This is a genomic window from Microbacterium dauci, from assembly GCF_030065535.1.
GTDB lineage: Bacteria > Actinomycetota > Actinomycetes > Actinomycetales > Microbacteriaceae > Microbacterium > Microbacterium dauci.
Genome location: NZ_JASJND010000006.1, coordinates 104909 through 127580, shown reverse-complemented (window position 1 = coordinate 127580; position 22672 = coordinate 104909). Strand labels below are relative to the sequence as shown.

The 22672-nt window shown below is 70.7% G+C and carries 21 protein-coding genes; 6 read left to right on the top strand and 15 right to left on the bottom strand.

The features are described from left to right. Nucleotides 1–4 precede the first annotated feature (4 nt). The 9 genes from QNI14_RS09360 to QNI14_RS09320 form a co-directional block, all read right to left on the bottom strand. Nucleotides 5–1495: a CoA-acylating methylmalonate-semialdehyde dehydrogenase gene (locus tag QNI14_RS09360; protein WP_283716329.1), complete on the bottom strand. Its 1491-nt coding sequence runs from the start codon at nt 1493–1495 to the stop codon at nt 5–7. An 11-nt stretch (nt 1496–1506) separates the two neighbouring features. Then, nucleotides 1507–2814, bottom strand: coding sequence for an aspartate aminotransferase family protein (locus tag QNI14_RS09355; RefSeq protein ID WP_283716328.1), 1308 nt, complete (start codon nt 2812–2814; stop codon nt 1507–1509). A 115-nt stretch (nt 2815–2929) separates the two neighbouring features. Next, entirely contained in the window at nt 2930–4105 is a 1176-nt protein-coding gene (locus QNI14_RS09350) for an ABC transporter substrate-binding protein (protein WP_283716327.1), read from the bottom strand. Nucleotides 4106–4183: 78 nt separating this feature from the next. Further along, nucleotides 4184–4951 (bottom strand): ABC transporter permease, encoded by a 768-nt coding sequence (locus tag QNI14_RS09345; protein WP_283716326.1) that lies wholly within the window; start codon nt 4949–4951, stop codon nt 4184–4186. Between the two features lie 9 nt (nt 4952–4960). After that, nucleotides 4961–5755: an ABC transporter ATP-binding protein gene (locus QNI14_RS09340; protein WP_283716325.1), complete on the bottom strand. Its 795-nt coding sequence runs from the start codon at nt 5753–5755 to the stop codon at nt 4961–4963. A gap of 49 nt (nt 5756–5804) precedes the next feature. Beyond that, on the bottom strand, nt 5805–6686 hold the full coding sequence (locus QNI14_RS09335; protein WP_283716324.1) for an ABC transporter permease: 882 nt from the start codon (nt 6684–6686) through the stop codon (nt 5805–5807). Further along, entirely contained in the window at nt 6683–7699 is a 1017-nt protein-coding gene (locus tag QNI14_RS09330; RefSeq protein WP_283716323.1) for a TIGR03842 family LLM class F420-dependent oxidoreductase, read from the bottom strand. Before QNI14_RS09330 ends, QNI14_RS09335 begins: the two co-directional genes overlap by 4 nt. A 10-nt stretch (nt 7700–7709) precedes the next feature. After that, nucleotides 7710–9146, bottom strand: a complete 1437-nt coding sequence (gene hydA, locus QNI14_RS09325) for a dihydropyrimidinase (RefSeq protein ID WP_283716322.1) — start codon at nt 9144–9146, stop codon at nt 7710–7712. Nucleotides 9147–9186: 40 nt separating this feature from the next. After that, nucleotides 9187–10035: a nitrilase-related carbon-nitrogen hydrolase gene (locus QNI14_RS09320; protein ID WP_283716321.1), complete on the bottom strand. Its 849-nt coding sequence runs from the start codon at nt 10033–10035 to the stop codon at nt 9187–9189. Nucleotides 10036–10145: 110 nt separating this feature from the next. Here QNI14_RS09320 and QNI14_RS09315 point away from each other — a divergent pair, with 110 nt between their 5' ends. Beyond that, the gene (locus tag QNI14_RS09315; RefSeq protein WP_283716320.1) at nt 10146–11492 is read left to right on the top strand and encodes an aminotransferase class I/II-fold pyridoxal phosphate-dependent enzyme; all 1347 of its coding nucleotides are present in this window, start codon (nt 10146–10148) and stop codon (nt 11490–11492) included. Nucleotides 11493–11496: 4 nt separating this feature from the next. On the opposite strand, the gene cofD is transcribed toward QNI14_RS09315, so the two are convergent. Beyond that, nucleotides 11497–12462, bottom strand: coding sequence for a 2-phospho-L-lactate transferase (cofD, locus tag QNI14_RS09310; protein ID WP_283716319.1), 966 nt, complete (start codon nt 12460–12462; stop codon nt 11497–11499). A 32-nt stretch (nt 12463–12494) separates the two neighbouring features. Here cofD and cofE point away from each other — a divergent pair, with 32 nt between their 5' ends. The 4 genes from cofE (at nt 12495) to QNI14_RS09290 (ending at nt 16095) form a co-directional block, all read left to right on the top strand. After that, entirely contained in the window at nt 12495–13262 is a 768-nt protein-coding gene (gene cofE / locus QNI14_RS09305; protein ID WP_283716318.1) for a coenzyme F420-0:L-glutamate ligase, read from the top strand. 63 nt (nt 13263–13325) lie between these two features. Further along, on the top strand, nt 13326–14582 hold the full coding sequence (locus QNI14_RS09300; RefSeq protein WP_283716317.1) for a sensor histidine kinase: 1257 nt from the start codon (nt 13326–13328) through the stop codon (nt 14580–14582). Further along, entirely contained in the window at nt 14570–15247 is a 678-nt protein-coding gene (locus tag QNI14_RS09295) for a LuxR C-terminal-related transcriptional regulator (RefSeq protein ID WP_283716316.1), read from the top strand. Before QNI14_RS09300 ends, QNI14_RS09295 begins: the two co-directional genes overlap by 13 nt. Then, nucleotides 15244–16095 (top strand): DUF4097 family beta strand repeat-containing protein, encoded by an 852-nt coding sequence (locus QNI14_RS09290; RefSeq protein ID WP_283716315.1) that lies wholly within the window; start codon nt 15244–15246, stop codon nt 16093–16095. The genes QNI14_RS09295 and QNI14_RS09290 overlap by 4 nt, the downstream gene beginning before the upstream one ends. Nucleotides 16096–16187: 92 nt before the next feature. Here the strand turns inward: QNI14_RS09290 and aztD are convergent, their stop codons facing one another. Continuing rightward, nucleotides 16188–17360 carry a zinc metallochaperone AztD gene (gene aztD, locus QNI14_RS09285; protein ID WP_283716314.1) on the bottom strand — a complete coding sequence of 391 codons (1173 nt, stop codon included), beginning with the start codon at nt 17358–17360 and terminating at the stop codon, nt 16188–16190. A 20-nt stretch (nt 17361–17380) separates the two neighbouring features. Then, nucleotides 17381–18595: a hypothetical protein gene (locus QNI14_RS09280; RefSeq protein ID WP_283716312.1), complete on the bottom strand. Its 1215-nt coding sequence runs from the start codon at nt 18593–18595 to the stop codon at nt 17381–17383. 104 nt (nt 18596–18699) lie between these two features. Here QNI14_RS09280 and pgi point away from each other — a divergent pair, with 104 nt between their 5' ends. After that, complete coding sequence (gene pgi, locus QNI14_RS09275) at nt 18700–20382, top strand: glucose-6-phosphate isomerase (protein WP_283716311.1); 1683 nt, start codon at nt 18700–18702, stop codon at nt 20380–20382. Between the two features lie 238 nt (nt 20383–20620). Here the strand turns inward: pgi and QNI14_RS09270 are convergent, their stop codons facing one another. The 3 genes from QNI14_RS09270 to QNI14_RS09260 are packed head-to-tail and all read right to left on the bottom strand — an operon-like array spanning nt 20621 to nt 22639. Next, complete coding sequence (locus tag QNI14_RS09270; RefSeq protein WP_283716310.1) at nt 20621–21199, bottom strand: DinB family protein; 579 nt, start codon at nt 21197–21199, stop codon at nt 20621–20623. Between the two features lie 45 nt (nt 21200–21244). Next, nucleotides 21245–21883: a YdeI/OmpD-associated family protein gene (locus QNI14_RS09265; protein WP_283716308.1), complete on the bottom strand. Its 639-nt coding sequence runs from the start codon at nt 21881–21883 to the stop codon at nt 21245–21247. A gap of 51 nt (nt 21884–21934) precedes the next feature. Then, on the bottom strand, nt 21935–22639 hold the full coding sequence (locus QNI14_RS09260) for an NRDE family protein (protein WP_283716307.1): 705 nt from the start codon (nt 22637–22639) through the stop codon (nt 21935–21937). Between the last annotated feature and the right edge of the window lie 33 nt (nt 22640–22672).

The window sequence follows — 22672 nt, the reverse complement described above, 5'->3', positions numbered from 1 at the left end:
GGTGTCAGCCGTTGCGCGGGAAGCCCAGGTCGACGCCGCCGTGCGACGGGTCGAGCCAGCGGGCGGTGACCGCCTTCTCCTGGGTGAAGAACGCGAAGCCCTGCGGGCCGTACGCCTTGGAGTCACCGAAGAGCGACGCCTTCCAGCCGCCGAACGAGTGGTACGCCACCGGCACCGGGATCGGCACGTTGATGCCGACCATGCCGACGTTCACCTCGCGCTGGAAGCGCCGTGCGGCGCCGCCGTCGTTCGTGAAGATCGCGGTGCCGTTGCCGTAGGGACCTGCCTCGATGAGGGCGACGCCCTCTTCGTAGCCGCTTACGCGCACGACCGACAGCACCGGCCCGAAGATCTCGTCGGTGTACACCTTGGACGTCGTCGGCACCTTGTCGACGAGGGTCGGTCCGAGCCAGAAGCCGTCCGCCTCGCCGTCCGGCTGCACTCCGCGACCGTCGACGACGATGTCGGCGCCGTCGGATGCCGCGATGTCGAGGTACCCGGCGACCTTGTCGCGGTGTTCGCGGGTGATGAGCGGGCCCATGTCGCAACCGCGCATGCCGTCGCCGACCTTGAGCCCCGCCATCCGCTCGGCGATCTTCGCGACGAGCTGGTCGGCGACGGTGTCGACGGCGAGCAGCACGGAGATGGCCATGCAGCGCTCGCCCGCCGATCCGAAGCCCGCGTTCACCGCGGCATCCGCGGCGAGATCCAGGTCGGCGTCGGGCAGTACCAGCATGTGGTTCTTCGCGCCGCCGAGGGCCTGCACGCGCTTGCCGTTCGCGCTCGCCCGCTCGTAGATGTATTTCGCGATCGGCGTCGACCCGACGAACGAGATCGACCGGACGGTGGGGTGGTCGAGGAGCGCGTCGACCGCCTCCTTGTCACCGTGGACGACGTTCAGCACACCGGCGGGCAGCCCCGCCTCGGCGAACGCGCGCGCGATCCAGTCGGCCGCGCTCGGGTCTTTCTCGCTCGGCTTGAGCACCACCGCGTTGCCGGCGACGAGCGCGATCGGCAGGAACCACAGCGGCACCATCGCCGGGAAGTTGAACGGGCTGATCACGCCGACGACACCCACCGGCTGACGGAGCGTGTAGACGTCGACGTCGGTCGACACGTTGTCTGAGTAGTCGCCCTTCAGGAGGTGGCCCGAACCGCACGCGAACTCGACCACCTCGAGGCCACGCGCGATCTCGCCGAGCGCATCCGAGAACACCTTGCCGTGCTCCGCGGTGAGGATCGCGGCGAGCTCCTCCTTGCGGGCGTTGAGGATCTCGCGGAACGAGAACATGACGCCCTGCCGCTTCGCGATGCTCGCATCGCGCCAGGCCGGCAGCGCCGCCGCGGACGCCGCGACCACGTCGCCGACGTCGGCGGTGGAGGCGAGGCGCACCGTCTTCGAGACCGTGCCGGCAGCCGGGTTGTAGACGTCGCCGGTGCGCGCCGAGGCCCCTGTCCAGGCGGCGCCGTCGACCCAGTGATCGAGGATGGTCATGTCGTGTCCTTTCAGCGCACCGCGGTGAACGCGGCGTCGTAGAGTTCGATCGCCGCGCCCACTTCGTCTGCGGTGACGGTGCAGGGCGGGACGACGTGGATGCGGTTCTCGCTCGTGAAGGCGAGCAGACCGCGGCGGAAGAGGTCGGCCTTCAGCGCACCGACGAGTGCCGGCGCGACGGGTTCGCGGGTCGCTCGGTCGGCGACGAGCTCGAGCGCCCAGAAGACGCCCTCGCCGCGCACCTCGCCGATGATCGGGTGCCGCTCGGCGAGCTCCCGCAACGCGGGGCCGAGGATGTCCTCGCCGATGTACCGGGCGTTGTCGACGATGCCCTCGGTCTGCATCGCGTCGATCGTCGCGACGATGGATGCCGCGGCGAGCGGGTGGCCCGAGTAGGTGAGTCCGCCGGGGAAGACGCGGTCGTCGAAGATCGCGGCGATCGGGTCGGAGATGATGACACCGCCGACGGGGATGTAGCCCGAGTTGACGCCCTTCGCGAAGGTGATGAGGTCGGGCACGACGCCCTGACCCTCGAACGCGAACCAGCGGCCGGTGCGGCCGAACCCGGCCATCACCTCGTCGAGGATCAGCACGATGCCGAACTCGTCGGCCAGCCGCCGGACGCCGGCGAGGTAGCCGGCGGGGGGCACCATGATCCCGGCCGTCCCGGGGATGGACTCGATGAGGATCGCGGCGATGGTCGACGCCCCCTCGGACTGGATCACGCGGCGCAGGTGGTGCAGTGCACGCTCGCACTCCTCTTCGGGCGTCGTCGCCCAGAACTCGGAGCGGTAGAGATAGGGGCCGAAGAAGTGGGCGTGACCGTGCGCGTACTCGTTCGGGTAGCGCCGCCAGTCGCCGGTCGCGACGATCGCGGCGCCCGTGTTGCCGTGGTAGCTGCGGTACTGCGAAAGCACCTTGTCGCGGCCGGTGTACAGCCGCGCCATGCGGATCGCGTTCTCGTTGGCATCCGCACCGCCGTTCGTGAAGAAGACCTTCGAGAAGCCGGCGGGGGCGAGGTGCGTGATCCGCTGCGCGGCGAGGCCACGCGGCAGACTCGCCGTCGAGGGGGCGATCGTCGTGAGCAGGTCGGCTTGCTCTTTGATCGCGCCGACGACAGCGGGGTGCTGATGCCCGATGTTGACGTTCACGAGCTGGCTCGAGAAGTCGAGCCAGCTGTTGCCCGCGTGGTCCCACACCGAGGTGCCGCGGCCGCCCGCGATCGGGAACGGGTCGATCTGGGCCTGCGCCGACCACGAGTGGAAGACGTGTGCGCGGTCGAGCTCGCGCGTGCGCGCGTCGAGGTCTGCGTGGGTCATCGAGGTGCTCCTGACATCCGGGGTGGTTCCGGGTCGAGCGCGGTGTCGCCCTCGACCCGGAACCAGCTTGTCACTGTCTTGCCTGCTGCTCCGGGGTATTACTGCCCACGCTGTGTCATTGGCCGCCTTGGGTCAGCGTCACCTCGATCGGCGTGTACTCCCCGTCGACGCTCACGCCGTCGGCTTCGAGCTCGGCGAGCGCCGCTTCGATGTACTCGTTCGAGTAGGCGCTGGCCGGCGGCTCGACGGTGATGAGGTTCATGCCGTCCTGGTTGACCGCGGCGAGCGCGCCTTCGACGGTCTGCGACCAGGCGTCCTCCTGCACGGTGCCGAAGGGGGCGTCGGTCCAGATGAGCTTGTTGACCTCGTTGAGCTGCCACAGCTGGTGCACCGGTCCGACCGGGAAGGCGGCCTCGGCGTTCGAGGCGACGTCCCAGACCAGCTCTGCCGATTCCTCGACGTTGTCCCGGGCGTAGAGCCAGCCCTTCGTGACGGCCTTGAGGAAGCGCACGGCGGCGTCGGCGTAGGCGGGGTCCTCCTCGAGGCGCTGGGTGTCGGCCCAGATCGCATCCTGCAGCATGGCGCCCTCGGTGTCTTCGTACGAGACCACGTCGAGGTCGTCGAGCGTGTAGAGCTCGCCGGTATCGGGGTTCACGGTCTCGAGCACCTGGGCGAGTTCGTTGTAGGTCATCGCCTGCGCGGCATCCACATCACCGTCGAGCAGGGCGTTCATCGAGAAGTCCTGCGTCGTGATGGAGACGGTGGAGGCGTCGACGCCGTCGGCGGCCATCGCGGCGAAGATCTCCCACTCGTTGCCGAAGCCCCAGGAACCGATGCGCTTGCCTTCGAAGTCGCCGACGGAGGTGATGCCGTCGCCCTTCCACGACACCTGCGTGGTGCCCGAGCGCTGGAAGACCTGAGCGATGTCGGTGAGCTCGGCACCCGAGGTCTCGATGGTGCCGAGGACCTTCGGGACCCACGCGACGGCGAAGTCGACGTCGCCCGCGGCGAGGGCGTCCTGCGGGACGATATCGCCGCCCGAGGGCACGATGTCGACGCTGTCGAAGCCCTCCTCCTCGAAGTAGCCCATCTCCTGGGCGACGTAGTAGCCGGCGAACTGCGCCTGCGGCAGCCACTGCAGCTGCAGGCTGATCTCGGTGAGGGGCTCGAACTCCACATCGGGCTCGCCGCTGGGGGTCTCGTCCGTGGTGCCCGCGCACGCGGACAGGGCGAGGGCTGCGGCGGTCACGGAGGTGACGACTGCGAACCGGCGTCGGGTGCTGTGTCGCATGGTGTTCCTTTCGGTGTTCGGGTGGTGCAGGTCTCGGGTGGTGCGGATACGGGTGGTGCGGGTGGAGCGAGCCGACCGTCAGGTCGGCTTCCGCCTGGTCGCGAGCCGCTCGAGCAGCACCGTGACGAGGAAGAAGATGAGGCCGACCGCGATCGAGGCGGCGACGTAGGTCCACGCGACGGCGGCGTTGCCGGTCTTCGCGTAGCTGGCGATCGCGGTACCGAGTCCGTCGGTGGGGCCGCCGAAGTACTCGGCGACGAGGGCCGAGATGACGGCGACCGAGCTCGCGATGCGGACGCCGGTGAGCAGGTACGGCACCGCCGTGGGCAGGGTGAGCTTTCGGAACTCCTGGCCACCGGATGCCGCGTACGCGAGGAACAGGTCGCGCTGCACGGGCCGCGCCTGGCGGAGCCCGCGGAGCACGTTGACAAACACCGGGATGAAGGCGGCGATCGCGGCGACGAGCTGTCGGCCGGTCTGGCTGGAGGCGCCGAACATCGTGTTCAGCAGCGGGGTGAGCGCGACGATGGGGACGACGGCGATCGCGGCGACGAGCGGCGCGAGCATGCCGTCGACTGGGCGGAGCCACGCGGCGAGCCCGGCGAGGACGATGCCGAGCACCGTGCCGAGGACGAGGCCGACGAGCGTGTTCCCTCCCGTGACGAGCGCGTCGTCGAGCACGATCCCGAAGTGGCGCACCGCAGTCTCGAACACGTCGACGGGCGCCGGGATGAGGGCGAGCCGCCCGATCTTCACCCCCGACAGCACCTGCCACAGCACGACGAGCAGCACGCCGGTCCCCACCGGCGCGGCGATTCGGGTGATGCGTTCAGCGACTGGCGACATGGTGGGCGGTCACCGCTCGTTCGCGCGCTGGGTCGGGGTGCCGTGGAGTGCTTCCCGGACGGCGGTGACGTGGCGGAAGAACTCCGGCGACTCGCGCAGCAGTTCGGGCCGATCGTCGCCGAACGGGATCTCGAGCACGTCGGTGATGCGTCCCGGTCGCGGCGACATGACGACGACCCGATCGGAGAGGTACACGGCCTCGGGAATCGAGTGCGTCACGAACACGACGGCGGCGCCGGTCTCGACCGTGATGCGGATGAGCTCGGTCTGCATCCGCTCGCGGGTCATCTCGTCGAGCGCACCGAACGGCTCGTCCATGAGAAGCAGCTTCGGCTTGGTCGCGAGGGCGCGGGCGATCGCGACGCGCTGCTGCATGCCGCCCGACAGCTCGTCGGGGTAGCGGTGCGCGAACTCGGCGAGCCCCACGAGGCCGGCGAGCTCCGTCGCGCGGGCCTTTCGGGCAGCGGATGCCACGCCGTGCAGCTCGAGCGGCAGGGCGATGTTCTCGAGCACGGTACGCCAGGGCAGGAGCCCCGCCTGCTGGAACGCGATGCCGTAGTCCTGGTCGAGCCGAGCCTGCTTCGCGGGCTTGCCGAACACCTCGATCGAGCCGGCGGTGGGCTGGTCGAGGTCGGCGATGAGACGCATGAGCGTCGACTTGCCGCACCCCGAGGGACCGATGAGCGACACGAACTCGCCGGCGGCGACCTCGAGGTCGACGTCGGTGAGGGCGTGGACCTCGGTCTTCTTGCGGCTGCCGAACGTCCGGCTCGCGCCGGTGGCGCGCACGGCGATGTCGCTCATGCGTGGGTTCCTCTCCGCCCGCAGGTGGCGATCGTGTGACGGGGGCGGCTCATGCGACCTGCTCCCCGCGGCGGTAGCGACGCAGTGTCGCGCCGAGCAGCGCGACCGAGCCGGCGGCGACGAGCCCCAGCACGATCGCGCCGAAGATCGGCCCCCACGGCAGCGCCGGGTCTGCCGAGGCGGACTGCGCCAACTGCAGCAGCATCCGTCCGAGTCCGCCCCGCATGCCGATCGAGACCTCTGCCACGACGACGCCGACGACGGCGTTCGCCGCCGCCAGCCGCAGGGCGGGCAGCAGGTACGGCACCGCCGCTGGCAGCCGCAGCAGTCGCAACGTCTGTCCGTAGCCGGCGGCGTAGCTGCGCATCAGGTCCTGATGGATCGCGTCGGGCGAGCTGAGCCCGCGGAGTGCGCCGATGGCCACCGGGAAGAACGCCAGGTACGACGCGATCACCGCGACCGACAGCCACTCCGGCCACGGGAATCCACCCCGGTCGATCTGCGAGCCGATCCGCGCGACGAGGGGCGCGAACGCGATGAGCGGCACCGTCTGCGACACCACAATCCACGGCAGCAGCCCCCACTCGGCGACGCGCCACCGCTGCATGATCAGGGCGAGCCCGATCCCCACCGCGACGCCGATCACCCAGCCGACGGCCGCGATCCCGAGGGTGAGCAGCGCCGCAGTGCCGACCGACGCCCACAGCGGCGGCGTCGCCGCGCCGCTCGTGGGCTCGAACAGCCGGACGATCATGTCCCACACGTGCGGCATCGCACGGTCGTGAGTGCGCGGCAGGATGCGCAGTCCCTCTTCTCCGCCGAGGACGACGCCGTCCGCCGGGCCCAACCACTTGTACGCCTCCCACAGGGCCACGACGGCGAGGACGCCGGCGACGCCCCACCCCCAGGCCGCTGCGGAGCGCCGCGTCATGACTTGGCCGTGATGTGCTCGGACAGCGCGGGGATGACCGTCTCGCCGTACACGCGCATGGTCTCCTCCTTGTTGTCGTGCTGGAGGTACCCGGCGAACTGGGTGACGCCGATCGCGCGCAACTGCTCGAGCTTCGCGATGTGGTCTTCCGCGGTGCCGAGCAGGCAGAACCGGTCGACGATCTCGTCCGGCACGAAGTCGACGTGGTCGTTGTCGCTCTTGCCGTGGGAGTTGTAGTCGTACCCCGTGCGCCCCGCGATGTAGTCGGTGAGCGCCTGCGGCACCTCGCCGTCCGCGCCGTACTTCGAGACGATGTCGGCGACGTGGTTGCCGACCATCCCGCCGAACCAGCGGCACTGGTCGCGCATGTGCTCCCAGTCGTCGCCGATGTACATCGGCGCGGCGACGCAGAACGCGATCGAGTCGGGGTCGCGGCCGGCCGCGGCAGCGGCATCCCGCACCACCTTGATCATCCACGCGGCGATGTCGACATCGGCGAGTTGCAGGATGAACCCGTCGCCCACTTCGCCGGTGAGCTTCAGCGCGAGCGGACCGTACGCGGCGACCCAGACGTCGAGCTCGGAGCCGCGGCTCCACGGGAACTGCAGCGTCGCCCCCTTGTACTCGACCGCGCGCGAGTTGCCGAGCTCGCGGATCACGTGGATCGATTCGCGGAGCTCCCGCATCGTGACGGGCTTGCCGTTCGTGACGCGCACCGCCGAGTCGCCGCGGCCGATGCCGCAGATCGTGCGGTTGCCGTACATCTCGTTGAGGGTCGCGAAGACGGATGCCGTGACGGTCCAGTCCCGCGTCGCGGGATTGGTGACGAACGGGCCGACCGTCACCCGCTTGGTGGCGTTCAGGATCGCCGAGTGCACGACGTAGGGCTCTTCCCACAGCAGGTGCGAGTCGAAGGTCCACACGTGGCTGAACCCGTGCGCCTCGGCGAGTGTGGCGAGCTGCACTGTCCGCGCGGCGGGCGGGTTGGTCTGCAGGACGACTCCGAAGTCCATGTGGCGCCTCTCAGATCAGGTACTGCGACAGGCCGCGCTTGACGAACCGACCATCGCCCTTGCGGCCGAGGTAGGCACCGTCGTCGACGATGACCTTGCCGCGCGAGATGACCGTGTCGACGTGCCCGTCGATCTCGTAGCCCTCCCACGCGGAGTGGTCCATGTTCATGTGGTGGGTCTTGTCGTACCCGATCGAGGTGTGGCCGTTCGGGTCGTAGATGACGATGTCGGCGTCGGCTCCGGGGGCGATGACGCCCTTCTTGCCGTACATGCCGAACATGCGCGCGGGGGTCGTGCTGGTGAGCTCGACCCAGCGCTCCAGGGTGATCTCGCCGGTGACGACGCCCTGGTACATGAGGTCCATGCGGTGCTCGACCGAGCCGATGCCGTTCGGGATCGCGCGGAAGTCGCCGCGGCCGAGCTCCTTCTGGTCTTTCATGCAGAACGGGCAGTGGTCGGTGGAGACCATCTGCAGGTCGTTCGTGCGCAGGGCCTGCCACATGTGGTCCTGGTGGCCCTCGGCGCGGGAGCGCAGCGGGGTCGAGCACACGTACTTCGCGCCCTCGAACGATCCCCACTCCTCGCTCCTCGCCCCGAGGTGCTCCTCGAGCGAGAGGTAGAGGTACTGCGGGCACGTCTCGCCGAAGACGTTCTGCCCGCGGTCGCGTGCGACGGCGAGCTGCTCGACGGCCTGCTTCGCGCTGACGTGCACGACGTACAGCGGCGCCCCCGTGATGTGCGACAGCATGATCGCACGGTGGGTCGCCTCTTCCTCGGCCTGCCAGACGCGGGCCTTGCCGTGGAAGTACGGGTCGGTGTTGCCGGCCTTCACGAGCTGCTCGGCGAGCACGTCGATGACGGGGCCGTTCTCGGCGTGCATCATCGTGAGCAGGCCAGTGTCGGCCGAGACCTGCATCGCCTTCAGGATCTGCGCGTCGTCCGCGTAGAAGACCCCCGGGTAGGCCATGAACATCTTGAAGCTCGTGATGCCCTCGTCGATGAGGGTCGGGAGCGCCGCGAGCGAGTGCTCGTCGACGCCGCCGATGATCTGGTGGAAGCCATAATCGACGGCGCACTCCCCCGCCGCGAGCTCGTGCCAGTGCGCGAGTCCGTCCTCGACCCGCTCGCCTTGGCGCTGCACCGCGAAGTCGACGATCGTCGTCGTGCCGCCCCATGCCGCTGCGCGGGTGCCGGTCTCGAACGTGTCGGACGCCGACGTGCCGCCGAACGGCAGCTGCATGTGCGTGTGCGCGTCGATGCCGCCCGGGATGACGTACTTGCCGGTCGCGTCGATGACGGTGCCGACGGATGCCGCGAGGTCGTGCCCGAGCACGATCGATCCCGGCGCGAGCACCGCGACGACGGTCTCGCCGTCGACGAGGACGTCGGCGGCGACTCGGCCGGTGGCCGAGACGACGGTGCCGCCGGTGATGAGGGTGGTGGCCATGCGTTCGCTCCTTCGGACGTCGGGTCGGTGCGGGTGCGACTCAGGGGGCGACGATCTCGCCGTACGAGTCGGGCCGGCGGTCGCGGTAGAACTGCCAGTCGTCGCGCATCTCGCGGACGAGGTCCATGTCGAGGTCGCGGATGAGGATCTCCTCGTCGGTGCCCGAGCCGAGCTCGCCGACGTAGTTGCCTCGGGGGTCCACGATCTGGCTGGTGCCGTAGAAGGTGACCGCCTCGTCGCCGTACTCGTTGTCCTCACGGCCGACGCGGTTCGGCGCGAGCACGAAGTAGCCGTTGGCGACCGCGGCTGCGGGCTGCTCGACCTCCCACAGCCGGTTCGACAGGCCGGGCTTGGTGGCGTTCGGGTTGAAGGCGAGGTGCGCGCCGTTCAGTCCGAGCTCGCGCCACGCCTCGGGGAAATGCCGGTCGTAGCAGATGATGACGCCGACCTTGCCGACGGCCGTGTCGAACACGGGGTAGCCGATGTTGCCCGGACGGAAGTAGAACTTCTCCCAGAACTTCTCGACGTGCGGGATGTGGTGCTTGCGGTACGAGCCGAGGATCGTGCCGTCGGCATCCACGACGACTGCGGTGTTGTAGTAGACGCCGGTCTGCTCCTCCTCGTAGATCGGGAGGATCATGACCATGTTGAGCTCCTTCGCGAGGGCCGCGAAGCGCTGCACGATCGGACCGTCGACGGGCTCGGCGTAGCGGTAGTACTTCTTCTCCTGCGTGATGCCGAAGTAGGGACCGTAGAACAGCTCCTGGAAGCAGATGACCTGGGCGCCCTGCGCGGCTGCCTCCCGCGCGAACTGCTCGTGCTTGTCGAGCATCGACTCCTTGTCGCCGGTCCACGTCGTCTGCGTGATCGCTGCCCGCACCGTCGCCATCTGCTGCCCCCTTCGTCGTTTCTGTTACTGTCGAGCTTGAACATTTCTTCGCAGTTTCCGATTGTGTCGAGGCCGTTAATCCTCCGGACACCTGCTCGAGGAGAGATCGGATGCTCCGACCCGACGCGCTGACCAGCCGGACACCGCGCGGCATCGCCGGCGAGATCGCACGCATGATCGCCGACGGCGACCTCGATGCCGGCGAGCGCCTCCCCACCGTGCGCGAGCTGTCGACGGCGCTCGGCGTCTCGGCGGGCACGATCGCGGCGGCGTGGCGGGCACTGTCGGATGCCGGCGCGATCGTCTCGCGCGGACGGGCGGGCAGCTTCGTGCGCGCGGAACCCCGCGAGTGGCTGAGCCCGCGCGTGCAGGGACTCGCCGGCGCCGCGCACGAGGTGCGGCTCGACCTCTCGCACGGCACGCCCGACCCTGCGATGCTGCCCCCGCTCGAGGCGGCGTTCGCCCGGGTCTCGCCGCGGGCCGACACCGGCCGGTACCACGACCTTCCGGTGCTCCCCGAGCTCCACGCCCACATCGCCGAGACGTGGCCGGCGCCCGGCGTCGAGACGTTCACGGTGGTCGACGGCGCGCTCGACGGCATCTCGCGCACGCTCGAGCAGGTCGTGCGCTTCGGCGACCGTGTCGCGGTCGAATCCCCCGGCTTCCCGTACTTCTTCGACCTGCTCGAGGCGCTCGGCGCCGAGGCGGTGCCCCTCAGCCTCGACCGCGACGGCGTGACACCACACTCGCTCGCCTACGCGCTCGCGCGGCGGCCCGCCGCCGTCGTGTTGCAGCCGCGGGCGCAGAACCCGACCGGCGTCTCGATGACCGTCGAACGTGCGCGGACGCTCGCGCGGCTCATCATGGAGACCCCTGACGCCCGCAAGGTCACGGTCGTCGAGGACGACCATTCCGCACTCATCAGCTCGGCGCCAGACGTCACGCTCGCCCGCTGGATCCCGAACCAGGTCGTGCACGTGCGCAGCTTCTCGAAGTCGCACGGCCCCGACCTGCGCATCGCCGCCCTCGGCGGGCCGGCGCGCATCGTCGAGCGGCTCGTCGCGCGGCGGATGCTCGGCCCCGGATGGACCTCGCGCGTCTTGCAGACCGTGCTCCTCGGGCTCCTCACCGACCCGGGGTCCGTCGCGCGTGTCCGCACCGCCCGCCTCATCTACCGCGACCGGCTCGACCGACTCGCGGTCGCGCTCCGCCGGAACGGCGTCGACGTCGGCGACCCCGACGGCATCAACCTCTGGCTGCCGGTGCTCGACGAACGCGCCGCGCGGGTGCGGCTCGCGGCATCCGGCATCGCTGTCTCGGCCGGCAGCCCCTACCTGGCACCCGGCGACACGACCACGACGCCCCACGTCCGGGTCACCGGCGGCATGGTCGTCGAGAACGCGCGGCTCGTCGCCGAGGCACTGGCCGAAGCGGCAGCCGTGCCCGCGATGGGCTGACGCGTCAGAGGCCGGCCGCGCGGAGCGTCGCGACGGCGAGCGCGCGGGTCAGGTCCGGCCCGCGCATCCAGAGGGGTTCGACCCGCACGTCGACATCGGGGACGGATGCCGCCACCGCGGCATCCTCTTCGGCGATGAGCCACGCATCGAGCAGGCCACCGTCGGTGCGCGCGCCGTAGTGCCGGCCGACCCCGTCGGCGGTGCACGGGACGCCGGCGACTCGGAGGCAGACGTCGGCCATGCCGCGGACGGGCGCGCCGCCGATGATCGGCGAGACTCCCACCACCGGGCCGCGTGCCACGCGGACCGCCTCGCGGATGCCGGGGACGGTCAGAATGGGCCCGATCGACACGATCGGGTTGGACGGAGCGATCAACACGGCGTCGGCCTGCGCGATCGCGTCGACCACGCCCGGGGCGGGGAGCGCTGTGTCGATGCCCGAGTTCTCGAACCGCACCGGCTCGATGCGCGCACGATGCCTCGTCCACCACTCCTGGAAGTGCATCAGCCCGCCGTCCGGGAGCACGATCTGCGTATCGACCTCGGTGTCGGTCATCGGCAGCAGCGTCGCACCGAGCGGCCAGCGCGCCTGCAACCGGGCGACCGCGTCGGACACGCTCGCACCCTCGCGCAGCCACGACGTGCGGGAGATGTGCGCACCGAGGTCGAGGTCGGCCAGCTCGAACCACTCCCAGCCGACGCCCCACTCGCGCAGCTCGCCCGAGACCCGCTGCGAGTCGCCGGCTCGGCCCCACCCCTTCGCATCGTCTTTGACGCCGGCGAGCGCGTAGAGCATCGAGTCGACATCGGGCTGCAGCCGAAGTCCGCTGAGCCACAGATCGTCGCCCGTGTTGCAGATCACGGTGAGGCGGCCGCCGCGTGCGGCGAGCTCGTCGCGGAGTCCCACCGCGAAGGTGGAACCGCCGACACCGCCGGCGAGGAGGACGACATGGGGGGAAGCGGCGGTCATGCCCTCAGCGTAGGGCGACGTATCCTGACGCCATGTCCGACCCCGATGCGCTCACCGTCTGGCCACTGCGCGGGATCGGCGAGATCCAGGCCGGTGACGACCTCGTCGGCACGATCGTCGCCGCCGCGCGTGGTGCCCTCGAAGACGGCGACATCCTCGTCGTCACGAGCAAGATCGTGTCGAAGGCCGAGGGGCGCACCCGGCCGGCATGCGAGCGCGACGCGGCGATCGCCGACGAGAGCGTCCGCATCGTCGCCGAGAACGAGGCGGGCACGGTGCGGATCGTCGAGAGTCGCCTCGGCATCGTCGCGGCCGCCGCCGGGGTCGACGCGAGCAACACCGCCGAGGGGACGATCCTGCTCCTCCCCGTGGACCCCGACGCCTCCGCTCGGGCGCTCGCGAGCGGCATCCGCGCCCGCACGGGTGCACACGTCGGCGTCATCGTCTCGGACACCCTCGGTCGCGCCTGGCGCGAGGGGCAGACCGACTGCGCGATCGGCGCCGGCGGCGTGGTGGTGATCGAAGACCTGCGAGGCGAGACGGATGCCGCGGGCAGACCCCTCGCCGTGACGCTCCCCTGCGTCGGCGATGAACTCGCCGCCGCGGCCGACCTCGTCAAGCGCAAGTCGACCGGGCTGCCCGTCGCCGTCGTGCGCGGGCGCGCCGACCTCGTGGGCGACCTCGATCTGCCCGGCGCCCGCTCGATCGTCCGCCCCGCCGAGCGCGACCTCTTCTCGCTCGGCACCCGCGAGGCCTACGCCCGCGGGCTCGCCGACGGCTCCGCAGGAACCGGGGGTTAACCCGAAGCGAGGTCTCCGGTCGGCCCCGATGTGGCGCCCGTGACGCCGCCCTACGTTGGTGTCATGACTTCCGAACCCACCCCGCTCGTGCGGCGCCACCGGCTGCTCGTCCGGCTCGGCGCACTCGCGCAGCTGGTCGCGATCGCCCTCGCGGGCACCGCGGTGATCACCGTGATCACCACCCTGATCTCCGCCGGCATCGGCACCCTCCTTTTCCTCGGCTTCGGGCTGCTGCTGCTCATCGCCGCGCTGTACATCGCGTGGGCCGCCGCATGGGTCGAGTACGAGCGCGTCGACGGCCTCTACCGCTACGGGCTGCCGCAGCTGCGACCGCGCACGAGCGGACAGCCCGGCTTCGGCGGCTTCTTCCGCACCCTGTGGGCGCAGTGCACCGACGGCGCCATGTGGCGCGGCCTCGGCAGCGCCGTCGTCGCGGTGATCCTCGGCTGGCTCGTCATCGGCGCGGTCTGGGGCCTGATCGGCGGCATCCAACTCGCCTTCTCGCCGCTCACCGGCGGTGGCTTCGGCCGAGTCCCGTTCACCGACCTCGCGATCGCCGACGGCTGGATCGTGGTCAGCGGCATCGTCGGGGCCCTTCTGTGCCTCGGCCTGCTCTTCGGCGTCGCACTCCTCGACGGCGTCGTCACCCGCGCCGTGCTCGTCCCCTCGCGTGAGGCGCTCCTCGCAGAGCAGGCCCGCACCGCGGGTGCGCAGCGCGCCGGTGCCGTCCGTGCCAGCGAGGTGGAGCGCACCCGCATCGAACGCGACCTCCACGACGGCGTCCAGCCGCGCCTCGTGTCGGTCGGCATGACGCTCGGCCTCGCCCAGCAGAAGATCGACAACGACCCTGCCGCCGCGAAGGCGCTCATCGACGAAGCGCACACCTCGACGAAAGCCGCCATCACCGAGCTGCGACAGCTCGCCCGCGGCATCCACGCGTCCGTCCTCGATGATCGGGGATTGGATGCCGCCCTCTCGGCCCTCGCCGCCAGGTCGCATGTGCCCGTCGCGCTCGACGTCCGCGTCGACGGGCGCTGCAGCAGCACCGCCGAAGCCGCGGTCTACTTCGTCATCGCCGAATCACTCACCAACGCCGCCAAGCATGCTCGAGCGACCGAAGTTCGCGTCGTCGTGCGGAGCCGCGACGGGTCGCTCTGGGCCCGCGTCGAGGACAACGGCATCGGCGGAGCGACCGTCACGCCGGGTGGCGGACTCGACGGCATCGTGAACCGCGTGGCTGCGGCCGGCGGGACCTCCCGCCTCGACAGCCCCGTCGGCGGCCCGACCGCCCTGGAGGTGAGCGTCCCGTGCGCATCCTGATCTGCGAAGACTCGACCCTGCTGCGCGAAGGCCTCGTGCGGGTGCTCGAGGACGCTGGCCACGCCGTGGTCGCAGCGCTCCCCGACGCCCGCGGGCTCAGCGATGCGGTCGTCGAGACCGCGCCGGAGCTCTGCATCCTCGACGTGCGGCTGCCGCCGACCTACACCGACGAGGGCATCCGGGCGGCGCTCGCGCTGCGCACGCAGCATCCGTCCCTCCCCGTCCTGGTGCTGAGCCAGTACGTCGAGGAGCGGTACGCGAGCGAGCTCATCACCGGACAGAACGCCGCCCTCGGGTACCTGCTGAAGGATCGGGTCGCCGACGTGCGCGACTTTCTCGACCAGGTCGACCGCATCGCCGCCGGCGCGACCGTGCTCGACCCCGAGGTGGTGGCGCAGCTGTTAACTCGCCGCGCCCGCGACGAGCGGATGGCACGCCTCACCGACCGCGAGCGCTCGGTGCTGGCGCTCATCGCCGAGGGCAAGAGCAACCAAGCGATCGCCGCGGCGCTCTTCGTCTCTGAGGCGAGCGTCGAGAAGCACATCACCTCCCTCTTCCAGAAACTCGACCTCGAGCAGGACGAGCACGGCAACCGCCGGGTGCTCGCCGCCCTGGTCCACCTCGAGCACGGCGGCGACGCCGCGACGAACGGAGCAGACCGATGACCACCGACCTCCAGCCCCCTGCCGCGGCTCCGGGGGCAACCCCGCCCGTCGCTCCCCCGCCGCGCTCCTCGTCGCGCGCCGTCGCGATTATCGCGATCGTCGTCGGATCGGCAGTCGTCCTCGGTGCCGTGCTCTCGAGCGTCGCGTCCGCACTATGGTTCGCAGGCGATCGCCCCGGTGCGCGGACAGCGGATGCCACGGGCATCGAGATGCTCAGCGTCGACGTCTCGGCGGGTGACCTCACCATCGTCTACGCCGACGTCGAGGAGGCTCGACTCGACGCCGACCGCGGCGACCGCGGCTGGCGGCTGAGCCGCAGCGGCGGCGAGCTGCGCGTCGAGAACGGTACGCCCTGGTGGGCGGGCTGGCGGGGCTTCGACATCGACGCCGACCGCGCGACGCTCACCCTCCCCGAGCGATACGCGACCACGCCGCTCGACGCGCACTTCGAAGTGTCGGCAGGTTCGCTCTCCGCCGACGGCGAGTACAGCGACCTGCAGGTGCACGTCGGCGCGGGCGACGCGACCGTTACGGGATCGGCGACGTACCTGACCGTCGATGTGAGCGCGGGCCGGGCGGACGTCGACCTCGCGGACGTCCAGGAGGGTGACCTCCAGATCGGCGCGGGCGACATCTTTGCCGACTTCTCGGGCGATGCGCCGAGCGATCTCCGGATCGATGTCAGCGCGGGATCGCTCGACGCGACACTCCCCGACGGGACCTACGACGTCACCTCCGAGGTATCGGCGGGCGGCTTCGACAATGAACTGCGGACGGCGAGCGGCGCGGCATCCACCATCGACGTCCAGGTCTCGGCCGGCGGCGTCACCCTGCGACCCGCGCGCTGACCCCGGCGCGCGCACCTCGAGGCGACGCGAATGGTCGCCTCCCGCGAGGGGAAGCGACCATTCGTGTCGGTTCGATGCGTGGATGCCGCGGCTCAGCCCACGACGGCGATCTCGTTCGGCACCTCGTCGAGCTGCACGGCCCCGACGATCTCGCCGGTGGTGAGGTCGACGGCGACGAGTTCGCTGTCGGCCGGGTCGGTCACGTAGGCGATGTCGCCGAAGACCTTCACGGCGGGGTGCGGGTCCTGCCACTCGGTCGGGCCCTCCCACGGGTCGACGACCTGGAGCGAGTCGGTGATCTCACCGGTCGCCGGGTCGATCGTGTGCAGGTTGCCGTCGGTCGCGATCATGACGGCCTCACCGGCGGGCCCACGGCCGACACCGCGGTAGGTGTACTCGACGCCGTCGGGCAGCTCGACCTTCTCGAGGGTCTTCACGGCGGTGTCGACGAGGGCGATGGCGTGGAGCAGGTAGCCCTCGGCGTCGGGGTCGTCCTTGTAGTCCATGACGACGAGGGGGCTCGTCTCGGAGACGTAGGCGTTGCCGATGCGGCCGTACTCGTCCGGCGAGGTGAGCTTCGTGAATGCGCCGTCCTGGAAGACGAGCGCGCCGTTCTCGCAGCCGAAGACGACCGTCTCGCCTTCGGCCGTGCCCTCGCCGTGCACGCCGGGGCAGTCGGTGTTCACGGCGAGCTCGTCGCCTGCGGCATCGGTCTGGCGCACACCCGACCGACCCGACTCGTCGCCGACCGTGGTCAGCAGCGAGCCGTCCTCGAGGACGACCGAGACGCCGTGGTGTGCAGTGACGCCGTCGATCACCTCGGGCTCGGGCAACGAGTCGCCCCGCGCGGCGAGCTCAGCGGAGTCGAAGATCGTGGTGTCGCTCGTCGCGTCGTCGTAGAGCACGGTGAGCCCCGCGTGTGCCACGACGTGTCCGGCCGCGGCAGCGGGGACGACGAGGTCGGTCAGCTCGGGGTCTTGCACATCGAGGAACTGGAACCCCTCCGACGTCGTCACGACGGCGTGGCGGCCATCGCCCGCGGGGTTGAGGCGGACGAAGGCCTCGGTGTCGAACGTGTCGAGCACCTCGAGCGTGGTGGCGTCGAGGACGGCCACACCGCCTTCTGAGCCGATCACGACCCGGGACGAACCGGCGGGCTCGGCCTCGGGCGACGGTGCGGATGCCGGTTCGCCGGCGGACTGGCATCCGGTGAGCATCAGCGCGGCGACGCCGGCGAGCGCACCGAGGTGCAGGGATTTCTTCATGGGTTTCCTTTCAGGAGGGGTCAGCGGCCCGTGCCCGCGAGGAGCAACGGGAGGTGATCGGTCGACGTCGACGAGACGTCGCCGGTGTCGAGGTCGAGCTCAATGAGTCGGCGGCCGGCGGGATCGTTGAGCGCCGCGACGTCGGCGTCCACGACGAGCTCGATGCCCGTCGCGAGCGCCTCGTCCGCGAGGGATGCCGCGACGAGCGGCCCGGTCTGCCAGCGCAGGCCGTCTGCGTCGAGGCAGACGACACTGCCGTCGGGTGCGAGCGCGACGACCGTCTCATCGGTGTCGTCGACCGCGGTCACGAGGACGGGTGCGAACCCGGCGTCGACGCTGGTCCAGCTGCGTTCGCGGGTGTCGAGGAGCCAGAACGTCTCGTCACCGGTCAGCCCGGCGACGGTGGGACGACCCTCGCGCGCTTCGAAGGTGCGCGCGCGTTCGGTGACCTCGTCCGGGTACGGGATGCGCTCGAACGTCGTGGCGCCGGCACCCGTCACGGCCAGCACGGCACCGTCGGCGCACCCCACGACGACGCCGACGGCGGTGGCGATCGCACCGGCGGGCTCGGCGCACTCGACCTCGGCGCGCGTCTCGCCGGTGGCGCCGACGTGACGGAGCCCACCGGCCCTCGGGTCGGTGACGAGGGCGCCCGAGCGCAGCGGCACGACCATGCCGGCGTGCGGCTCGACGTCGAGGCGGAACCGTTCGACGCGCTCGCCATCGGCGAGCGCCGCGGCATCGAGCAGCACGGCTTCGCCGCCGTCGAAGAATACGCCGGCGGCGTGGTCGTTCGCCACGACGACGGGTGCACCCTCGCCAGTGAGCTCGCCGAGCGCGACCGCCGGCGCCTCGTAGTAGTGGAAGTGGTCGCCGTGGCTCCACGTCCATGCGCCGCTGTCGACGATGGAGACCGAGCCGGGTCGCGAGGCGTACAGGTATCGACCTTCGGTGGCGAGGGTCTCGGCGGGTTCGATCGCCCCGAGTGCACGGTTCAGCCCGGTGTGCTGATCGAGGTGGTGGATGCCGCCGTCCGCGTCGAGTGTCGTCAAGTGGCGGGCGGGCGCATCGATCTCGCGTTTCGCGGTCGGCACGTCCGCCGACGGCGACGAGTCGGCGACCGGTGCCGGTTCGACCGACTGGCACCCGGTGAGCGCGAACAGCGCGAGCGCGGCGACTGCCGTCGTGGAACGGCGGTGCGGGCTGGGTCGGTTTCGTCGGCTGGATCGGGTCACGAGCCACGACCCTACACGTTATTGAGAACGATTTTCATTACGTGTCGCGTCATGTGTCCGGCCATGGCCGCACGTGGCATCCGCTCACCAGTAGCGTTGACCTCGTGACCAACGCACCGATCGACGCCACCACCACCGCCGCCTGGACCGAGCTCGAAGCGCTGAAGGGCGGGTTCACGCCCGACCTGCGCGGCTGGTTCGCGGCCGACCCGGGTCGCGTCGACCGCCTGACGCTCGACGTCGCCGATCTGCACGTCGACCTGTCGAAGAACCTGGTCACCGACGAGATCGTCGCCGCGCTCGTGCGCCTCGCCGAGCAGACCGGCGTCGCCGAACGCTACGCGGCGATGCTCGCCGGCGAGCACATCAACACCACCGAGGACCGCGCCGTCCTCCACACCGCGCTCCGCCGCCCGAAGGGCGCGCTGCCGAGCCTCACCGTCGACGGGCAGGACATCGACACCGACGTCCACGAGGTGCTCGATGCCCTCGCCGAGTTCGGCGGCCGGGTGCGCTCGGGCGAGTGGACCGGCATCACCGGCAAGAGGGTCAAGACCGTCGTCAACATCGGCATCGGCGGCTCCGACCTCGGCCCCGTGATGATCTCGGCTGCACTCGAGCCGTACGCGGATGCCGGGATCTCGGCGCGCTTCGTGTCGAACATCGACCCGTTCGACATCGCGTCGAAGACGAAGGACCTCGACCCCGAGACGACGCTGTTCATCGTCGCCTCGAAGACGTTCACGACGCTCGAGACCCTCACCAACGCGCGGCTCGCCCGCGACTGGCTGTGGGAAGGGCTCGCGGCATCCGGCGCGATCGACGGCAGCGACGAGCAGAAGAAGGACGCGGTCGCGCACCACTTCGTCGCTGTGTCGACGGCGCTCGACAAGGTGGCCGACTTCGGCATCGACCCGACCAACGCGTTCGGGTTCTGGGACTGGGTCGGCGGCCGCTACTCGGTCGACTCCGCGATCGGCCTGTCGCTCGTCATCGAGTTCGGCGCCGACACGTTCCGCGAGCTGCTCTCCGGGTTCCACGCCGTCGACGAGCACGTGCGCACGACGCCGCTGGCGCAGAACGTGCCCGTCCTCATGGGCCTGCTCAACGTCTGGTACACGAACTTCCTCGGCGCGCAGTCGCACGCCGTGCTCCCCTACGCGCAGCAGCTGAGCCGGTTCGCGGCGTACCTGCAGCAGCTGACGATGGAGTCGAACGGCAAGTCGGTGCGGTGGGACGGCACGCCCGTCACGAGCGACACCGGCGAGGTGTTCTGGGGCGAGCCCGGCACCAACGGCCAGCACGCGTTCTACCAGCTGATCCACCAGGGCACGCGGCTGATCCCGGCTGACTTCATCGCGTTCGCGAACCCCGCCTACCCGCTCGCCGACGGCGGTCGCGACGTGCACGGACTGTTCCTGGCGAACTTCCTCGCCCAGACGAAGGCGCTCGCGTTCGGCAAGACGGCCGAAGAGGTCGAGGCCGAGGGCACCACCGGCGCGCTCGTCGCGGCGCGTACGTTCGCGGGCAACAAGCCGACGACGTCGATCTTCGCGCCGTCGCTCACGCCGTCGGTGCTGGGGCAGCTCGTCGCGCTGTACGAGCACATCACGTTCACGCAGGGCGTCATCTGGGGCATCAACTCGTTCGACCAGTGGGGTGTCGAGCTCGGCAAGCAGCTCGCGCTGCAGATCGCCCCGGCGATCGAAGGCGACAGCGCCGCCCTCGAGGCGCAGGATGCCTCGACGAAGGCGCTGCTCGAGTACTACCGCGACCACCGCGCCTGAGGCGGATGGATGCCGCGCACGTGATGGCGCGGCATCCCCCTCGACACGGGCGCTCAGCGGGAGGAACCTGAGGACATCACTCGACGAAGGAGTCCTCAGCCAAGGCGTCGAGACAGTGCGCTACGACGGCTTCGCGCACGATGAGCGCGGGATCGTGCGCGACATGGGCCCGGCGATCGCATGGTTCACCGACCCGTCGGGCAACATCATCGCGGTGTTCGAAGACTGACCGCTTCGATCAGGGCACCCAGTACCCCACGGCGCACAGCAGCCGCGTCTCGTCGTCGGCATCCGCAGGCGGGTCGATCGCCGGCGGGAACACGCCCCACTGGCGCCACTCGTCCGCGTGCGGGACGACGTGCTCGTTCAGGCCCGCGATGAGTTCGGGCGAGAGCGAGAACGGGATGCCGAGGTGCTTGGCGATGAGCCACGCCTGGAACGCGCGGTACGTCGCCATGTGCACGAAGCCCTCTTCTGCGGAGTAGTCGCCGTACTGGAAGCGGAACACCTCCGACCGTTCGCCCGAGCGGACTGCCGCGGTCGCGGTGTCGTTGATGGCGTCGTACGACGCGATCGGGTCGGCGCCGAGGAGGTCGGCCTCGAGATACGGGTCACCGTCTGCGGTCGACTTCCCAGCGAGGACGTCGGGGATCCACGCCTCGTCGTACGCATGGGCGAACACGATGTCGCGGAACGTGGGGTCCTCGCGCGTCGTCCACTCCTGGGGCGCGGGCTTGGACAGGTCGGCCGGGTCGATGCGGTCGATGACGGAGCGCAACGCGGCATCCGCCTGGAGGAACAGCTCGTCGGTCTTCATGCGCGAGACGGTACGCCGGGGTTCAGACACTGTCAGCAGGGTCACTCAGCCGCGCGCGGCCGCCGCCGCAGCCGCGGCGCGCACGAGCCAGGCCGGCTCCTTGCCGTACTGCTGGAACGAGACGAGCTCGCCGGCGGCACACGCCGCGACGGTCGCGGCGAGGCGGTCGGCACGGGTCTGCTCGCGCTTCGCGCTCTGCAGCCAGTTCGCGACGCCGCGTCGGTACGACGGGATCGCGGCATTCCAGAACGCCTGCGCCGCGGGATTCGCCGCGAGCGCCGCCGCCTGCTCGGGCGTGAGCTCGTTGCGTTGCTCGTGCGAGTAGATCCCCGACTTGTCCTCGCTGCGGCGCTCGAACGCGGCGATGCCCGCCGGGCGCATCAGCCCCGCCGCCTGCAATCGCTCCACGTGCGCGATGTTTACGGCGCTCCAGATGGATGCCGCCTTCCGAGGCGTCCACCGCTGCATCCGCGCGCCGTCGCCGGCGGGCCGCGACACCGAATCGATCCAGCCGAAGCAGAGCGCTTCGGGCACGGCATCCGCCCACGTCAGGCCGCGACGCGGATCGCCCTTCAGGTAGAAGCCGGTCCAGATCTCGGTCGCCGTCTCGTGGTGCTCCTCGAGCCACGCGCGGAACTCGGCCGCTGACGCGAAGAACACCGGGACCGGATCGGATGCCGCCATGTCCGTGACGCTAGCAGCGACCGGCGACACGCCCCTGCCGGCGAGAACGCCTCAGCGCAGGTCGAGCGTGTTCCAGCGGCCGGGCTCGTCGAGCTCGCCATAGACGACCTGCGCGCCGTCTGCCGAGACGGATGCCGCGCACACGAGCAGCGACAGCGTCGGGTAGCCGTACGGACGGTTGTCGCGAATGATCGCCCGGTCGTCGGTCGGCTCGAGCTCGGCGGTGTCGGCGAGCTGCGCGAGCCAGCCCTCCCACCACCGCTCCCCCTCACCGGGCTCGCCGAACGCGTTGCGCCACGCCACGATCCGGGCGGTCTGCGAGTCGTCGACGTCATCGTGCGCGATCATGTGGGTTCCCGGCGGCAGGTCGAGCGAACGCACGCTCGAGCCGTCCCACATCGACACGCGGGCACGGCCCGGCGTCACCTCGACGAGGTTGAATCCGTGCACGGGCGGCGACGCGGGCAGTGCCTCCCCGGCGACGGCGCTCAGCACGATGTGGCCGCGGGAGCCCGTGGCATCCGCGTCGTCCAGCAGGTCCGCGCGGTTCAGCACCACCGCGAGGCGCGCGGCACCAGGATGGGCCGCGAGCCAGGCGCCGCCGGCGCGGGTGTCGCGCACGCCGACGACATCGGGAGTCGCGGGCCACCAGGCACCGAGCGGGTCCCACGCGCGGCCAGGATCCTCGTCGCGGACGGCCAAGAGGCGGATCGGCGCCTCGGGATCAGCGGGAACGTGGACGATGACGGTGCACATCGCTCGGGCCCTCCGGGTCCGCCGCCGTGGCAG

Bases quoted from the DNA above. Each gene is read 5' to 3' on its own strand.
- QNI14_RS09360 (WP_283716329.1), bottom strand. From the start codon at position 1,495: ATGACCATCCTCGATCACTGGGTCGACGGCGCCGCCTGGACAGGGGCC.
- QNI14_RS09355 (WP_283716328.1), bottom strand. From the start codon at position 2,814: ATGACCCACGCAGACCTCGACGCGCGCACGCGCGAGCTCGACCGCGCA.
- QNI14_RS09350 (WP_283716327.1), bottom strand. From the start codon at position 4,105: ATGCGACACAGCACCCGACGCCGGTTCGCAGTCGTCACCTCCGTGACC.
- QNI14_RS09345 (WP_283716326.1), bottom strand. From the start codon at position 4,951: ATGTCGCCAGTCGCTGAACGCATCACCCGAATCGCCGCGCCGGTGGGG.
- QNI14_RS09340 (WP_283716325.1), bottom strand. From the start codon at position 5,755: ATGAGCGACATCGCCGTGCGCGCCACCGGCGCGAGCCGGACGTTCGGC.
- QNI14_RS09335 (WP_283716324.1), bottom strand. From the start codon at position 6,686: ATGACGCGGCGCTCCGCAGCGGCCTGGGGGTGGGGCGTCGCCGGCGTC.
- QNI14_RS09330 (WP_283716323.1), bottom strand. From the start codon at position 7,699: ATGGACTTCGGAGTCGTCCTGCAGACCAACCCGCCCGCCGCGCGGACA.
- hydA (WP_283716322.1), bottom strand. From the start codon at position 9,146: ATGGCCACCACCCTCATCACCGGCGGCACCGTCGTCTCGGCCACCGGC.
- QNI14_RS09320 (WP_283716321.1), bottom strand. From the start codon at position 10,035: ATGGCGACGGTGCGGGCAGCGATCACGCAGACGACGTGGACCGGCGAC.
- QNI14_RS09315 (WP_283716320.1), top strand. From the start codon at position 10,146: ATGCTCCGACCCGACGCGCTGACCAGCCGGACACCGCGCGGCATCGCC.
- cofD (WP_283716319.1), bottom strand. From the start codon at position 12,462: ATGACCGCCGCTTCCCCCCATGTCGTCCTCCTCGCCGGCGGTGTCGGC.
- cofE (WP_283716318.1), top strand. From the start codon at position 12,495: ATGTCCGACCCCGATGCGCTCACCGTCTGGCCACTGCGCGGGATCGGC.
- QNI14_RS09300 (WP_283716317.1), top strand. From the start codon at position 13,326: ATGACTTCCGAACCCACCCCGCTCGTGCGGCGCCACCGGCTGCTCGTC.
- QNI14_RS09290 (WP_283716315.1), top strand. From the start codon at position 15,244: ATGACCACCGACCTCCAGCCCCCTGCCGCGGCTCCGGGGGCAACCCCG.
- aztD (WP_283716314.1), bottom strand. From the start codon at position 17,360: ATGAAGAAATCCCTGCACCTCGGTGCGCTCGCCGGCGTCGCCGCGCTG.
- QNI14_RS09270 (WP_283716310.1), bottom strand. From the start codon at position 21,199: ATGAAGACCGACGAGCTGTTCCTCCAGGCGGATGCCGCGTTGCGCTCC.
- QNI14_RS09265 (WP_283716308.1), bottom strand. From the start codon at position 21,883: ATGGCGGCATCCGATCCGGTCCCGGTGTTCTTCGCGTCAGCGGCCGAG.
- QNI14_RS09260 (WP_283716307.1), bottom strand. From the start codon at position 22,639: ATGTGCACCGTCATCGTCCACGTTCCCGCTGATCCCGAGGCGCCGATC.